The 13814-nt window shown below is 64.2% G+C and carries 14 protein-coding genes, 1 tRNA gene and 1 pseudogene; 7 read left to right on the forward strand and 9 right to left on the reverse strand.

Annotation, left to right across the window (positions count from 1 at the left end; all coding sequences use genetic code 11):
* Positions 1-78 precede the first annotated feature (78 nt).
* Complete coding sequence (locus tag XH84_RS21530) at positions 79-918, forward strand: universal stress protein (RefSeq protein WP_128919927.1); 840 nt, start codon at positions 79-81, stop codon at positions 916-918.
* A gap of 191 nt (positions 919-1109) precedes the next feature.
* On the opposite strand, the gene XH84_RS21535 is transcribed toward XH84_RS21530, so the two are convergent.
* The 3 genes from XH84_RS21535 to XH84_RS21545 form a co-directional block, all read right to left on the reverse strand.
* Positions 1110-1184 (reverse strand) — tRNA-Val (locus XH84_RS21535).
* A gap of 161 nt (positions 1185-1345) precedes the next feature.
* Positions 1346-2638: a coiled-coil domain-containing protein gene (locus XH84_RS21540; protein WP_128919926.1), complete on the reverse strand. Its 1293-nt coding sequence runs from the start codon at positions 2636-2638 to the stop codon at positions 1346-1348.
* Between the two features lie 120 nt (positions 2639-2758).
* Positions 2759-3364 (reverse strand): DUF1134 domain-containing protein, encoded by a 606-nt coding sequence (locus XH84_RS21545; protein ID WP_128919925.1) that lies wholly within the window; start codon positions 3362-3364, stop codon positions 2759-2761.
* A gap of 139 nt (positions 3365-3503) precedes the next feature.
* On the opposite strand from XH84_RS21545, the gene XH84_RS21550 reads away from it, so the two are divergent.
* A complete protein-coding gene (locus XH84_RS21550) occupies positions 3504-3989 on the forward strand; it encodes a YHS domain-containing (seleno)protein (protein WP_128919924.1) in 486 nt (161 codons plus the stop codon).
* Here the strand turns inward: XH84_RS21550 and cysQ are convergent.
* Positions 3983-4807, reverse strand: a complete 825-nt coding sequence (cysQ, locus tag XH84_RS21555) for a 3'(2'),5'-bisphosphate nucleotidase CysQ (RefSeq protein ID WP_164936313.1) — start codon at positions 4805-4807, stop codon at positions 3983-3985. The genes XH84_RS21550 and cysQ overlap by 7 nt on opposite strands.
* Before the next feature lie 206 nt (positions 4808-5013).
* Here cysQ and chpT point away from each other — a divergent pair, with 206 nt between their 5' ends.
* Positions 5014-5667, forward strand: a complete 654-nt coding sequence (gene chpT / locus XH84_RS21560; RefSeq protein ID WP_028134580.1) for a histidine phosphotransferase ChpT — start codon at positions 5014-5016, stop codon at positions 5665-5667.
* A 305-nt stretch (positions 5668-5972) separates the two neighbouring features.
* Here chpT and XH84_RS21565 read toward each other — a convergent pair whose 3' ends face one another.
* Positions 5973-7136: a hypothetical protein gene (locus tag XH84_RS21565; protein ID WP_128919921.1), complete on the reverse strand. Its 1164-nt coding sequence runs from the start codon at positions 7134-7136 to the stop codon at positions 5973-5975.
* 323 nt (positions 7137-7459) lie between these two features.
* Here XH84_RS21565 and XH84_RS21570 point away from each other — a divergent pair, with 323 nt between their 5' ends.
* Entirely contained in the window at positions 7460-8083 is a 624-nt protein-coding gene (locus tag XH84_RS21570) for a helix-turn-helix domain-containing protein (RefSeq protein ID WP_128919920.1), read from the forward strand.
* Positions 8084-8164: 81 nt separating this feature from the next.
* Here the strand turns inward: XH84_RS21570 and XH84_RS21575 are convergent, their stop codons facing one another.
* The 4 genes from XH84_RS21575 to XH84_RS21590 form a co-directional block, all read right to left on the reverse strand.
* Positions 8165-8413, reverse strand: coding sequence for a hypothetical protein (locus XH84_RS21575; protein WP_128919919.1), 249 nt, complete (start codon positions 8411-8413; stop codon positions 8165-8167).
* Positions 8414-8512: 99 nt separating this feature from the next.
* Positions 8513-8890, reverse strand: a complete 378-nt coding sequence (locus tag XH84_RS21580; protein WP_164936333.1) for an Hpt domain-containing protein — start codon at positions 8888-8890, stop codon at positions 8513-8515.
* A 155-nt stretch (positions 8891-9045) separates the two neighbouring features.
* Positions 9046-9744, reverse strand: coding sequence for a Crp/Fnr family transcriptional regulator (locus tag XH84_RS21585; protein WP_181769256.1), 699 nt, complete (start codon positions 9742-9744; stop codon positions 9046-9048).
* 153 nt (positions 9745-9897) lie between these two features.
* Positions 9898-10641: a Crp/Fnr family transcriptional regulator gene (locus XH84_RS21590; protein WP_128919916.1), complete on the reverse strand. Its 744-nt coding sequence runs from the start codon at positions 10639-10641 to the stop codon at positions 9898-9900.
* 438 nt (positions 10642-11079) lie between these two features.
* Between XH84_RS21590 and XH84_RS21595 the strand changes: the two genes are divergently transcribed.
* The 3 genes and pseudogenes from XH84_RS21595 to XH84_RS21605 all read left to right on the forward strand — a co-directional run.
* The gene (locus XH84_RS21595; protein WP_430641931.1) at positions 11080-11544 is read left to right on the forward strand and encodes a response regulator; all 465 of its coding nucleotides are present in this window, start codon (positions 11080-11082) and stop codon (positions 11542-11544) included.
* Positions 11545-11969: 425 nt separating this feature from the next.
* Positions 11970-12725 (forward strand): annotated as a pseudogene (locus XH84_RS21600) (Hpt domain-containing protein); the annotation flags it as partial.
* A gap of 4 nt (positions 12726-12729) precedes the next feature.
* On the forward strand, positions 12730-13814 hold a 1085-nt coding region (locus XH84_RS21605), incomplete at its 3' end, for a chemotaxis protein CheA (RefSeq protein WP_245471791.1).

The raw sequence follows: 13814 nt of genomic DNA on the forward strand, positions 1-13814 counted from the left end.
AATCCGGGACGTCTCGCAAGGTGGAATGATCGCAGCGCATCTGACCTCAATGTTCACCAAAACACGGGGAGGTTGAAAATGAAGACGCTCTTGGTCCCGCTTCAAAATATTCCGATGATGACATCCACGCTGAATGTCGTCGTAGGCCTCGCTCAGCGTTCCGGAGCCTATATCGAAGGCTTTCCGCTTCGGTTCGGCATCCCGCCATATGTGGCCGCAGAATTGGCCACCGGCATCCTCCTGGATTCGTATGAGGCGAAGAGCGAGGCCGAATTGAGCGACATGCGCAACTTCTTCGAAGCATTCATGCTGAAGCACGACATTCATCGAGCCACTGCGGGTTCAGGTCGGCCATGCTTCGGCTGGCTGGAGAACGCGCCGGAGGGCGAAGACTTTGTCGGAAATTATGGGCGCGCTTTCGATCTGATCGTGATGGCACGGTCTGACGTCGATGCTGCGGGCCTTCACCGTCGCGCGATCGAATCCGCGCTGTTTGAGAGCGGCAGGCCGGTCCTGCTGGCGCCGTTGAATGCACCGACAAGCGTCGCGACAAACATCATGATCCACTGGAATGGTAGTACCGAGCAAGCGCGGGCAAACGCATTTGCCATGCCGCTGCTTCGCTTGGCGAAAAGGGTATCGGTTCTAACTGTCATTGGCGGCCAGGAGGTACCAGGACCATCTGCCGATCGCATCGTCGAGCAACTGCGCTACAATGACATTGCATCCGAGGCGATAAGGGTTGAGCTGGGGAATCGCGATACCGGCGAGGCGGTCCTCGATGCCGCCAGGGCTAACGGCTGCGATCTCCTGATCAAGGGTGCTTTCACCCGCACGCGTCTGCGGCAAATGATATTCGGCGGGGCGACCAGCTACATCATGGAACACGCGGATCTGCCGGTCCTGATGGCTCATTAGAGCGGTCAGGGGGCCTCATGCCCCTGTTTTGCCGATTGAGCAACAAAAATTCGGGAAAGCCGTAACCCATTGATCCGACTGACGTCGGCTACTGTGCATGGGGTTGTTTTCGACATTTTTGATTTGGACGGCCCAGACAGCCGTCAGGGTAGGGTAATCGTCCGCAACCGGCAGGGGTTCAGGAGGATGAATGGTGGGCGCACAAGGGATCGAACCTTGGACCTCTCCCGTGTGAAGGGAACGCTCTCCCGCTGAGCTATGCGCCCGGGACCATCATGCAGGCGGCCGGACCTTGTCGGCCGGCCGGCGCATCGGAGCCCGCGATTTAGAAGTGCGGGCTTGAGGTGTCAAGTTTCCAGGTGGCTCGAAGCCGGAAAAGCTTGCGCCAATCACGCCGCGCGCGTCGGAAAGGGCGGTTTTGGGCTGCTCACGCGCCCTGCTGGCGGGCGCGGGAGGCGTGAGCCTGCAGCGCCCGGATTCGCTCGGCCAGTGTTCCGCCGCCTTCGGGCAGGCTCGGCGCGCCGTTGGTTGTGGCATCGTTGGCCGGGCGCGGCGCCGGCTTCGGCGGCTGGCCGGCCTCGGCCGCCAGCAGCGCCTCGATCGGCGAGTTCGGACCTTCGAGCTGCATCGCGAGCTTTGCCACCTCGGCGGCGATGTCGTTGATGCGCTCGCGCAAAAGCGCATTCTCCATCCGCTCGGTCGCCCAGGAGCTCTCGGCCTGCTGCTGGATCGTGTTGACGTCGCGCTGGAGCTTAGCGCGTTCGTCGCGCGCGATGCGCAGCTGCTCCTCGAGCGCCGTCTTTTCCGCGCGCAGGGTCGCGACCGCGGACGACGACTTCGCGCTGCTCAGGCCCGCGATTTCCACACGCAGCTCCTTGACGGTGCGCTCGGCAGCTTCATTGGCCTGGCGGAGCTGGTTGTTCTCATAGTCGCGCTCCGCAAGCAGCTTGCCCTGCGTGGCCAGCCGTCCCTCGAGGTCGGCGACGCGGCCCGACAGCATCTCGGCTTCCTTGACCTGCCCGATCAACTGGCGATCGAGCTCGGTGACGCGCTGGCTCAGATTCTCGACCCGGCTACGGGCCTCGCCGAGTTCGCGCGAGGCGGTCTCGGATTCGGTGCGCTCCTGCGCGAGGCGCGCTTGGGTGGCGACAAATTCCTTCTCGGCGTCGCCGACGCGGTTCTTCAATTCCTCGATCTGCGCGCGCACGGCGAGCAGCTCGACCTGGCGGCTCTCCGCCATCAGCGAGCGGTCGGACAGTTCGGAATTGATTTTTGCCAGCTCGTTCTGCTTGTCGGTCAGCGCATTCTCGGCGGCGCGCAAGGCTTCGGTCTTGGCGTTGAATTCCTCTTCGGTGGCGCGGAGCTGCTCCTTCACCGCCTTCTCGCGCGCCTCGAGCGCGAAGATCGTGGCGTTCTTCTCGCCGAGCTCGATCTTCATGCGGTTGATGGCGTCGCTCTTCTTGCCGAGCTCGGCGAGCTGGCTCGTGGTCTTGTTCTTGAGCTGGTCGACGCTCATCTCGAGCCGCCGCGCCGACATGGCGAATTCGGCGCGCAGCTGGTCCTTGTCGGCCTGGATCTCCGCCATCGACAGCGGCGTTGCGGCTTCTAGCCGGCGCGTGGTCAGGCGCACGGCGCGGTTATGCACCAGAGGCACGATCGCGAGTCCGCACAGCATCGAGAGCAGGAAACCGATCGCCAGGTACATGATCGGTTCGACCATGGGCCAGAACTCCCAAGCTTAAGGAAAAATTCACCAACGACCATGCCATGGGGCGCCGGCAAAAAGCCAGCCCCGGCCTGTCGTTAACCTTGATCCGTAACCGGATGGGAGCAGAAGACCCTAGAACGGGTTCCAGGTCGCTCGCGGGGTGTATTTGAGATAGCCGATATTGGCACCCAGCCGCAGGCCGAGTCCGGAGCGGATCGGGACCAGCACGATGTTGTTGGCGGTGAGTGCCGTCATGCCGAAGCCGCCGATGATGTAGGCCGAGCCGTCGAGGCCGGCGAAGCGCTGGTAGATCGCGTTGGTGGCGGGCAGGTTGTAGACCAGCGTCATGGTGCGCGCGCCGTCGCCGCCCCAGTCGAAGCCGAGCGAGGGGCCCTGCCAGTAGACGCGCAGATCCCCGGCGTTCTTGGTGTAGAGCGTGCCTTCGCCGTAGCGCAGGCCGGCGACGAAGGCGCCGGACCCTTCCTCACCCAGGATGTAGCCGTTGGGCAGGCCCCACTGGCTGACCGCCTTCTCGATGATCGAGGCGAGCCCGCGCGAGACGTTGCCGAAGAAACGGTGCCCGGCGCCGACGAGCTCATCCGGCCCGTAAGTATTGGGCGTCGGGGTCCGCTGCGGCGGCGGCAGGTCCGGCGGCGGCGCCGTCTGGGCCGAAGCCGGCACGATCCAGCCGACCATCGCGGCAAGCGCGAGCGCAGCGAGGCGTGATGCGAAAGTCATAAAAGAACCCCTGGTATCGATTCCGGTCGCTTCCTTAACCTGACGCCAACAGACGCGGCTCTAGGTTGCGCCGGATGTCCCCTCGACTCGGATGTTATCCGCAGCAACTATGACGGCACAACGGCAGGAAGATAGCCCTTTGCGCCCCGGAATTGCCTTGATCGGCCTCCTCGTCTGCCTGCTGTCGGGCATATGGATCATCGGCTTGGGGTTGCCGGCCGAGGCTGCCACCACCGAGCGGGTCGTCGTCAACCGCTTCACCGGAATTGCCATCGAAGGCTTCGACCCCGTGGCCTACTTCGTCGACGGCCGGGCGGTGAAGGGGAACGCAGAGTTCGAGGCGAATCTCTGGGGCGCGGTCTGGCGCTTCCGCAACGAGGGCAACCGCGCCTCCTTCCTCGCCCATCCCGAAATCTATGGGCCGCAATTCGGCGGCTACGATCCCGCCGATATCGCCCGCGGCGTCACCATCGCCGGCAATCCCCGTTTCTTCACGATCGCGGCGCAGCGGCTCTATCTGTTCAGCCGGGAAGCCAATCGTGACGCCTTCGCCGCCAATCCCGAACGATTTCTCTATGAGGTGGGCAAGCGCTGGCCGGCCCTTCAGGAACAGCTCAGTCAGTAGCGGCCTGCCGCGTACGGATCGCCCCAGGCGATGAACTCCGGGATGATGAAGCCGCTCGCGTGCCGCTCGCCGAAGCGGAGCTCGCCGCCCTTGCCGTCGGTCACCCTGCCACCGGCCGCGGTCACGACCGCGGAGCCAGCCCCGACGTCCCATTCGCAGGTGGGCCCGAAGCGGGGGTAGATGTCGGCGCTGCCTTCTGCGATCCGGCCGAATTTCACGGCCGAGCCGCAGGTCGTTCTCACGGCGTTGGGCCTGGCATCGATGAACGCCTCGCTCCTGGGATCGCCATGCGAGCGGCTCACCGCCGCGATCCAGGGCTCATCCCGCGCCGGCAGCTTGCGGGTGTGGATCGGCTCGGCCGCGCCGATGGTAGCGCCGTCAAACCTCACCCGCTCGGCGCCGCGGCCGACGATGCCGCGCCAGAGCAGGCCGAGCGCGGGCGCGCTGACGATGCCCAGCAGCGGCACACCCGACGTCACGAGGGCGAGGTTGACGGTGAACTCGTCGCGCCCGGCGACGAACTCCTTGGTGCCGTCGAGCGGATCGATCAGGAAGAAGCTGCCCTCAAACGGCGGAGCGGCGAGCTGGCTCCGTTCTTCCGAGAGGGTCGGGATGTCGCCTGCGAGCTCTGCCAGGCCCTCCGCGATGATACGGTCGGCGGCAAGGTCGGCCTCGGTTACCGGCGAGCCATCCTGCTTGCCGTCGATCCGCATCGCCGCGCGGTTGACGGAAAGGATCGCCTCGCCCGCCTTTACCACCAGCGCCGTCAAGGGCTCCATCAGGCCGGATGCGGCCGCGCCGTCGATGATCCGCTTCACCTGGATGCCTCAATCATCGGCAATTCGTTCCTTCTCGACTGATTCGCCCCGCGAACGATTCGATTGGGCTTTATGACCGCCTCGACGTGATCGCAAGCTAGCTGCCGCGGGCTGGCGAATGTTAGAACCCGCAGCATCCGTCAAGCATGCGTGATTCGCGGCGTCCAGCGCCGTGCAATTCCAGGAACCCTCCAGGACCCCTTTATATGTCTGACGCCTCGTCGCCCGCGACCGCTACTGCTCCCGATATGCTCGAACTCGCCGCGCTCTTGTGCTCGCGGGTCTGCCACGATCTCATCAGCCCTGTCGGCGCCATCGTCAACGGGCTCGAAGTGCTCGACGACGATCCCAAGCCGGAGGACCGCGAATTCGCGCTCGACCTGATCCGCAAGAGCGCCAAGACCGCCTCCGCCCGGCTGCAGTTCTGCCGTCTCGCCTTCGGCGCGGCCGGCTCCTCCGGCGCGCAGATCGATCTCGGCGATGCCCAGACCATGGCGAAAGGCCACATCGAGGACGGCAAGTGCTCGATCACCTGGAATCTCCCGCGGCTCCTGTTGCCAAAGAACCGCGTCAAGCTGCTGCTCAACATGCTGGTCGTCGCCCAGCACACGATCCCGCGCGGCGGCATGCTGACGATCGACCCGATCGGCGAGGGCGAGACGATGAGCTTTCGCATCACCGCGACCGGCCATAACGCGCGCCTGCCGCAGAACATCTCCGAGCTGCTGAGTGGGGAGCGCGGGCCTGCCGCGGATGCGCATGCGATCCAGCCTTATTATACGCGGCTGCTGGCGCAGGCCTGCGGGCTTACCGTGAAGCTTGCGCCGGAAGGCGAAGCCATCACCGTTACCGCTTCGTAAACGGCGCGTCGCGCTCGACCTCTTAAGCGAATCTTTACGAGGCGCTTCGGCTTGTCCGGAGCGCCTTATCTCTTTGTTGGTTCCGTTCTTTTGCACATACTCAACCAATATTAAACGCTTTGCGGTGAAGCTGGCCCCATTCCGAAATGGCGCATCACGCCTCGTGCGCGCCCTTCCTGTATGAAGGCCTGTTTTCATGGATGATCTGTTGCGGGAGTTTCTGACGGAGACCAGCGAGAGCCTGGACACCGTGGACAATCAATTGGTGAAGTTCGAGCAGGAGCCNTTAGGCGCCTTGCGCGATATCAGCTCTGCCCGATCAATTTGCGAAACGCCGCCGCGCCGTCCTGCACGGCGTCGCGTCCCTTCCAGGCCAGATAAGTCAGCTTGCCACTGATCGTGTCGTGGCTGCGCAGCCGGCGTGACCCGAGAATATGGCCGACATTGTCGGGGAAGCGGCTTACCTCGGCCGAGACCAGGGTCGCGATCGCGTCCATCAATTGTTGAAGGCGGACGCCCCATTCGCAATGCTCGATGCCGTCGATGCGCACCTTGAGCGCATATTCGGTGTCGTAGATCTCGGCGAGCAGGTCGCGGGCGACCAGCACCCGGTTGTGCCGGAGCGCGACACGAAGCGCGAGGCGCTTGTCGTCGAGTCGGTCGAGCACCATGGGAACGACGCAGGCATAGGGCGTGGCGGCAACGTCGGCCGCGCTCTTGCTCGCGGCCGCTTTGGTGGCGAGACGCACCAATTGCCAGGACGTCGTCAGGCGCCTCGCCACCAGCGTCAGCGCGTAGGGCAGTGCTTCGGGATGGGCCTTCTTGAAGGCGTCGAGTTGCGCGGTGGTCCGAACAACCTGACCGTCGTCGAATTTCGCGATCTTCTCGGGCAGTTTTTCGTTGAATTTCGGCAGCGCATAGCCGGCGCGCAGCACATGCAGTATCTTCTTGACGTCGTCGAAGGCGCTGCGTGACGCGGTGTATTGCGCGAGCTTGCCGCGCGCGAATTCGGCGCTGTCCGCGGAAGCGAAGGTGCTCTCTAGAACCTTGACGACCTTGGTCTGGAAGGTCGACGCGATCTTCAGGACCTCCTTCTGGTTGTGGGCGGTGACCTGGTCGCTGATCGCCTTGATGTAGTCGCGTGCCATGGTCGGCAGCAGATCGCGGCAGATCCACTCCCAGATCGGAGTGAGCGTGTTACGCGAGATCCGCCCCATATTGGCGTGCTCGGGCGCGCCGTCGATCAGCAGCAGCTCGAGCGGCGCGAAGAAGTAGCGCGAAGGACTGGTGGCGCGCGCCTGGGTCGATCCATCCTTGCGAAATTCGGCGCGCAAGCGGGACTGGATCTCGGCCGAACCCGGCATGTCGATGCCGCACAGCTCGAGCCGCTCGAGTTCGCTGAGCAGACAGCTGCGCGACAGCGGCGTCAGCCTCTGCAAGAATTCCGACAGCCGATCGATCTCATTCATGGCACGCAATCTTTCGCAGCGTCTCCCGCGCGCGTGCGGGCCCAATGCGTGGAGGCATTTGCGCGCTCTCAACCTCGCTAGAGAAGCAAGTCGCCGTTAATTATTCCGTAAAAACCGGGGGGCCGACGTCGGGCGCGGGCGATTAGGGCCCGTTTGCCCCTGATTTCGGTTGAAAATTCAACCTTCGCGCGGGCGCTCGCGGACGGACGCAAGCACAAATTGTGCCTGCGCCGCCATTTTAGCGCAAAACTGCCAAAATCACCGTAGTCTTACGGAGCAAAAAGTTAACCACAGACCGCCCCGGGTTCCGCTAAATGAGTGACATGGGGTCACAGAATGATACGGCCATCGATTCGCGGCCGTCGGAATGGGACGAAAGCAGCGCTGCTCCAACTGAAGAGCTCGATTTCGTCCGCCTGAGCGCTGCCCGGGCCAAGGCGGCCGACGAAATGGCTGCCGCCATCGCCCGAGAGCTCAACGGTCCCCTGACTGCGCTGCTGCTCTACATGGGCGAGATCAAGCATCACAGCGATCAGCTCGCACCGATTGCCGGCGACCGTGCCTATTTGCAGCGGGTGGTCGAGAATGCGCTGGCACAAACCGAGCGCGTTTGCGGCCTGGTCAAGCAGCTTGCCGGCCCCGACAAGGGCGGCTTGCCGATCCCGTCCGGCGTCGAGGACACCGACACGAAGGCCATGCGCGCCCAGCAAGCCCAGCGCGTGCCGAGTGCCGAACTCCTCGGCCCGTCGGGCCAGAAGCGCCTGACCAAGCGCGAGCGCGAGGTGCTGAGGCTGATCAGCGAAGGTTACTCGAACAAGCAGGGCGCGCTTCGGATGCAGATCAGTCCGCGCACCTTCGAGAGCCATCGTGCCGAGGCGATGCGCAAGCTCGGTGCGCGCAACACCGCGGACCTCGTCCGTGCGGCGCTGCTGCATTCAATCGACTGAGGCTGGCGTGTTGCATCGCCGGCAGGCGGTGCGGACAAGGCCCGAGATGTTTTCTCGAGAAGTCTGGAAGCCGGATCGCGCTCAGAAATAGTCTTCGGCGAAGGGACGCGCGCGCGAGGCGGGGCGCAGCGGCTTGATCTCTTCTTTGGGGCCGTTCGGGATGATCGTGATGATCCAGCGGGGCGGCATGCTCGATTCCTGCTCCAGCACCGAACGCACAAAGCCGGTGACCGTCGACTCGCCAGCCTTCACCGTCGCCATCCGGCCGTTGAACTGGGCGATGCGGAAGCGCCGAACTTCTTTCTGGTCCGCGGTCTCGTAGGTGAACATGGAAACCCTCCTGGTTTTCCGGGACTATCGCCACCTATGATTAGCCATCTCTAAAAATCCCACGCCGTAGAAGTACGGCGGGAATGCACGCGCGAGTGGTCAGCGCGGCGGCTCCTGTGCGCGCGCGGCGGCATAGGCGGCATCCATCAGGTCCAGGAGATCGCGGAATTCGACGTCGCTGAGCCTCTCCGCGGTCTTCTCCAACGCGAGCGCCAGCGCCGCGAGCCTGACATAGCCGAACGTTCCGGCCGCGCTCTTCAGCGAATGCGCTTCGCGCGCGATCCTGGCCTGGTGCTGCGCGAGCGAAAGCGTCCGGAACAGTTGCAGGCGCGCGCAGGTCTCGCTCCAGAACACCTCGCGCACTTCACGGGCACCGTCCTCGCCGATCTCGCGCACCAGCGCTTCGTATGCGCGAGGCTCGCGCGGGGGCTCGGAATCGAGCGCCTTCTGCGCGGGCGCGACGGTGACGTCAAACATGGTCTTGCTGCCTTGATCACGGGTCATTGGTCGCGCGGCACGTCCCGGCGCGAGGGCACACCCCGTGTCTACGGCATTCGAATTTCAGTTCCGGTAGCAGGACATGAGGTGTTTGCGGGCCGGCATTAGCCGGCGGTTCACCATGCGAGCCGCGGTCAGCGCGCGCCGAGCAGCCGGTCGTACTGGGCCTTCACGGTGGCGTAGCATTCGCAGGTCGTCTGGCGCAGGCCGTCGAGGTTGACGATCTGGATGTGTCCGCGGCTGTAATGGATGAAATTGGCCTGCTGCAACGTATTGGCGACCAGCGACACGCTGTTGCGCCGCGCCCCGATCATCTGCGCCATGGCCTCCTGGGTCAGCAGCAGCCGGTAATCGCCGGACAGGTCGTGCGTGTGCAACAGGCAGCGCGACAGCCGCGCCTCCACCGGATGGGCGGCATTGCAGCCCGCGGTCTGCTGGACCTGGGCGTAAACCGCCAGCCCGTGGCGAGTCAGCAAGGTGCGCAAGGTGCTGCTCTGATCGGCGGCGATCCGCAGCCGGTCGAGATCCATCACCGACGCAAGGCCTGGAACCAGCACGATGGCGGTGTTCAACGCGCGCGCATCGCCCATGGTTGAGAGCGTCCCGAGCAGGCTGTCGCGGCCGATCATGGCGACCTGCACATGCTCGCCCCTGGCGAGTTTCACCACCAGCGAGATGACGCCGCGGTGGGGAAAATAGGCGCGCGTCAGCGTCTCGCCGGTCTCGACCAGCACGGCGTCATGGGGCAGATCAACTGTTCGCAGATGCGGGCGGATCAATTCATAATCGTCTGCCAGCAGCGCGGACAGGAAACCATTGGACGAGCGCACCATCGTTTCCAAAGCTGCCTCCCCGTTTCCCGCATGATCGTATCGCGATACGCGAAATCACGTCCTGCGCGAGTAGGTTCCATCATGTTTCCGTCGGGATATATTGGCAATTGGGACAAGATGTCCGCCCCGATGATCGTTCCCGTGAGGCTGCATTCACGCCGGTACACGATGATGGCCCCAGCCGTCGTCACGGCATGGCTCCACCAGGCGCAAATGGTGGGCCTTCACCGCCGCATAGCAGTCGCAGGACGTCGTCTGCAGCGCCCGCAGATCGAGGATCCGGATGTGGCCCCGGCTGTAGTGGATGACGCCGGCGCGCTGGAGGTCGTGTGCGACCAGCGAGATGGCATTTCGCCGGACGCCGATCATCTGCGCCAGCGCTTCCTGGGTCAGCGGCAGCATTTCACCATGGGACAGGTCGCGGGCGCGCAAGAGCCAGCGCGCGAGCCGGGCCTCGACCGGGTGCAACGTGTTGCAGAGCAGCGACTGCTGCGCATGCGCGAGCAAGGTCTGCTCGTGGCGGACCATCAGCAGGCGAAACGACGCGCTTGCGGCGGCGACGGCTCGGAAGGCCGCGATTTCCAGCGCGGAAGCGGTGCGGGGGACCAGCACGGCCGCGTCCGACAGCGCGATACCGTCGGCCAGGGCGGCGCCGCTGCCCACGACGCTGTCGCGGCCCAGCATCGCAACCTCGATCATCTGTCCTTCGGACAGGCCCACTGTGATTGAAACCGATCCGCTATGGGGAAAGTAGACGTATCTCAGCGCAGTCCCGGCCTCGCCCAAGACAGACTTCCTGACCATTTCGACCGTTGCGAGATGCGGACGCAGCAGATCGAAAGCCGGCGCGTCGAGCAATTGCAGCAGCTGATTGGGCGGGGGTCCGCTCGCGGTCACGCAAGTCAATCCGGCGGGTTCGATGGGGCCAATTCTGCCGTTCGTCGTTCAGTTGCACGGTGAACAAATACTATTGTAAAGGTTGTAGCGGCGTCCATATACTCGTTAGAGGGCAGACAGGCCGTCTGATTTGCGGCCGAAATAAGAAGGGCGTTGATTCGCTCGTGAGGGGCGCGTCTGCTGCATGGGCATGCAGGAAAAAGCGGTAAGGGGGCTTCATGAGCCGGAAGCATTGCATCCGTGCTGCCGATCGGACACCGGTTGACCCGCGCCGCCTCGTCCGTCGGGCGAGTGATTACGATCCTCCAACATTGCCTTGGGCCTTGGCGCCCGATGCCGCAAATCTCGTCTCCGTTCTTCTCGGCTCGCCAATGACGTTTGCGACCATCCCTCTCTTGATTGAAAGCAAAGGAGGAAGGCGTGTCCCACGGTCCGACGATTGAATCGCCGAAACCGGAAGCTCACGAGAGAACCGAGTGCCAACGCCATATTCTCGTCGTCGACGACGACCCGATGGTGTGCATGGCCATCGAGGTCTATCTTCAGCGCAACAATTTTCGAGTGACGATTGCCGATGGAGGTGAAGCCGGACTGCGCGCCCTCGAACATGGACAGTTCGACCTGATGATCGTCGACATCTTCATGCCGCATATGCGCGGGTTCGAATCGATCCGGATCTTCCACGAGCGCGCGCCGGTCGTTCCGCTGATCGCGATGTCCGGCTACGCCTTCGCCAATCTGAATTCGCCTGCACCCGATTTCCTCCGGATGGCGCTGGAACTCGGTGCCGCACGCTGTCTGCGCAAGCCGTTCACGCCGCACGCGCTGCTCGCCGCCATCAACGACTGCCTGGCGGAGCATCGTCCCGACGGCGGCATGGCCTCGGCCGCGCGGATGGGTTAGCGCAGCGCAGGCCACGATGACGACGAGGTAACCGTTCGTTTACCGCAAGCGCGGATCCTGCAGTCGGCGGCAACTACGCGAAACGAGGAGCGCGAACGCATCCGCGCTTGCGGGTGGCTCGGTCCAACGTTCCGGACTCTGGCCCTATGGTCTTTCACGAGCAGGACTTTCCCGCGCGCTTCGCCCAGCTGTTGTCGGTCTGTTTACCGCGCGCCGTCCCGCCGCTGCGGCGCAGCCGGATTTGCCGAAAAGCGCCGCGGCATGCCGCCGAACCCCAAACTTCTCTTCAATATCCGTATTAGCACGGAAGATGAAATTAACGGGACTGTGAAAGGGGATGTCTAACGATCCAGAGGAGGGCTTCCGTCTATGCCAAGGGTGGCTCGGACGTCGAAGTCCAGGTTCAGGTCAGTAAGGCGTATTTCATGGATGATCTGTTGCGGGAGTTTCTGACGGAGACCAGCGAGAGCCTGGACACCGTGGACAATCAATTGGTGAAGTTCGAGCAGGAGCCGAACAACGCCAAGATCCTGGATAACATCTTCCGCCTGGTCCACACCATCAAGGGCACGTGCGGCTTCCTCGGCCTGCCCAGGCTTGAAGCGCTGGCGCATGCCGGCGAGACGCTGATGGGCAAATTCCGTGACGGCATGCCGGTGACGGCCGAAGCGGTGACGGTGATCCTGTCCTCGATCGACCGCATCAAGGAGATTCTGGCCGGCCTGGAAGCGACCGAGGCCGAGCCCGAGGGCACCGACCGCGACCTCATCGACAAGCTGGAAGCGATGGTCGAGCAGGGCATGGCGGCAATGTCAGCGTCGACTTCGCCGATCGCGTCAGGCTCGGCGCAGCCGATGCCGGCGGCAGGTTCTGCTCCCGTTACTGACGCCCCGCCTCTGGCGCCGGAAGCCCCGGCTGCCGCACCCGCCAAGGAGATGACCTCGGGCTCGCTGATCGACCAGACCCTGGAGCGCCCGTTGCGTCCCGGCGAAGTCTCGCTCGACGAGCTCGAGCGTGCCTTCCGCGAGACCGCGATCGAAGCGCCGGTGCCTGCGCCCGTTGCCAAGGTTGAGGCTGTACCCGCGCCGGCCGCCGAAGCCCCTGTTGCGAAGGAAGCCGCAAAACCCGCCGCCAAGGAGAAGGTCGCGCCGAAGAAGTCGATGGCCGACGANAGGCATGGCGGCAATGTCAGCGTCGACTTCGCCGATCGCGTCAGGCTCGGCGCAGCCGATGCCGGCGGCAGGTTCTGCTCCCGTTACTGACGCCCCGCCGCTGGCGCCGGAAGCCCCGGCTGCCGCACCCGCCAAGGAGATGACCTCGGGCTCGCTGATCGACCAGACCCTGGAGCGCCCGTTGCGTCCCGGCGAAGTCTCGCTCGACGAACTCGAGCGTGCCTTCCGCGAGACCGCGATCGAAGCGCCGGTGCCTGCGCCCGTTGCCAAGGTTGAGGCTGCACCCGCGCCGGCCGCCGAAGCCCCTGTTGCGAAGGAAGCCGCAAAACCCGCCGCCAAGGAGAAGGTCGCGCCGAAGAAGTCGATGGCCGACGAGGTGGCGAGCGAGGGCGACCGCGTCGCCAACCAGTCGATCCGCGTCAACGTGGATACGCTGGAGCATCTGATGACCATGGTCTCCGAGCTGGTCCTGACCCGCAACCAGCTGCTGGAGATCTCCCGCCGCAACGAGGACACCGAGTTCAAGGTGCCGTTGCAGCGCCTGTCCAACGTCACCGCCGAGCTGCAGGAAGGCGTCATGAAGACGCGCATGCAGCCGATCGGCAATGCCTGGCAGAAGCTGCCCCGCATCGTCCGCGACCTCTCGAGCGAACTCGGCAAGCAGATCGAGCTGGAGATGCACGGCGCCGACACCGAGCTCGACCGCCAGGTGCTCGATCTGATCAAGGATCCGCTCACCCACATGGTGCGCAACTCCGCCGATCATGGCCTTGAGACCCCCGCCGAGCGTCTCGCGAGCGGCAAGGGCGAGCAGGGCACCATCCGCCTGTCCGCCTATCACGAGGGCGGCCACATCATCATCTGCATCGCCGACAACGGCAGAGGCCTCAACACCGAGAAGATCAAGGCCAAGGCGATCTCGTCCGGTCTCGTCACCGAGGCCGAGCTCGAGAAGATGAGCGAAGCCCAGATCCACAAGTTCATCTTCGCGCCGGGCTTCTCGACCGCGGCCGCCATCACCTCGGTCTCCGGCCGCGGCGTCGGCATGGACGTGGTGCGCACCAATATCGATCAGATCGGCGGCACCATCGACATCAA

This window comes from Bradyrhizobium nanningense (assembly GCF_004114535.1).
In the GTDB taxonomy this organism is placed as follows: domain Bacteria; phylum Pseudomonadota; class Alphaproteobacteria; order Rhizobiales; family Xanthobacteraceae; genus Bradyrhizobium; species Bradyrhizobium nanningense.